Here is a 1,134-nt window from a genome sequence, read left to right as displayed (position 1 = left end):
ATATTTATAGTGGTTATAATGAAAAGTTATGGAGTTATAACGAGAAGTTATAAGAGAGAAAGAGAGGGAGTTGGAACAATAGGTTTAGATTGATTAGGAAGAGGATGAAGAGAAGGATGAAGAGGAGGAAAAGGAATGGCAGCAGGACTAGTCCCTTCAGCATGACCATCTCCACACTCAATTCCACATTCACCACTCCCATAATCATTCTCATCTCCACCATCAACCTCAATTTAACCCTATTTGAACCACATTCAACTCCACCATCTCATTCTCCACAAACTCTACAATGTCCACTTTCATCTCCATATCCTCTTTCTCCACATTCAATACCTCTCGTCACCTCTAATTTCATCTCTATAACTTTTTGTTATGAGAGTAAATCTCCATGACCAATATCAGTATAACAAAATGTTATAAGAGTAAATCATCATTAGTTTCATTAATAGTATTATCATCAGTAATTTCATCACGTTCATAATTATCAAGACCTTCATTAATAGAACGAGCGATACTTTTTAGTTTATCAGCAATAGCTAATCTACGTTTACTAATACTATAATATACCTGTTCTATATTATTCGCACTACCATTAGTGGTTATATTGGTAACAGCAAGAGGAATATCGTTATTAGTAGGATGAAGATTAGTAACTTCAACAGAAGTTATAGAATTATCATTCTCAACTTCAATAATAGCAATAATACGATGTACTTTCATGATGTTTAATATTAGGACAAGACTTATCAGAACTTGCAGCTAGTTCATGATTGACAAGTCTTATCAGACTGTTAAGTTCGTTTGCTGCAATATATTTAATGTTGATAATGAGCATTTCGAGGTTGAACACTAGCAACAGCATCAACAAAACTATTGTTGATAACACAAACGCTACCAACCCGAAGGTTAGTAGCGTCATGTTCATTAGAATGGCATATCGTCATCACTCATTGCAGTAGCAACAAAACTAGCCGCTTTAGCTTTAGCCTCGCGCTTGGCAGCAATAGCAGCACGAGCATCGTCCATAATCTGCTTGATAAGTACATTATATGCACCAACAAGAACAGGGTCAGCAGGCTGTTCGATACCTACAATATGATATACATATCTATCATAATCCACAACATTGTAAAG

At 35.5% G+C, this 1,134-nt stretch carries 2 protein-coding genes; both read right to left on the bottom strand.

All coding sequences use genetic code 11. From position 1 onward, the window contains the following. Positions 1-414: 414 nt before the first annotated feature. Positions 415-720, bottom strand: coding sequence for a hypothetical protein (locus tag ACQ4WQ_RS28415; protein WP_436501648.1), 306 nt, complete (start codon positions 718-720; stop codon positions 415-417). Between the two features lie 204 nt (positions 721-924). Further along, on the bottom strand, positions 925-1,134 hold a 210-nt coding region (locus tag ACQ4WQ_RS28410), incomplete at its 5' end, for a hypothetical protein (RefSeq protein WP_436501646.1).

The organism is Janthinobacterium goodfellowi, from assembly GCF_051380695.1.
Taxonomy (GTDB): Bacteria; Pseudomonadota; Gammaproteobacteria; order Burkholderiales; family Burkholderiaceae_D; genus Janthinobacterium.
Note: the sequence above shows the minus strand (reverse complement) of the source record. Positions and strands in the feature narration are given on the sequence as shown.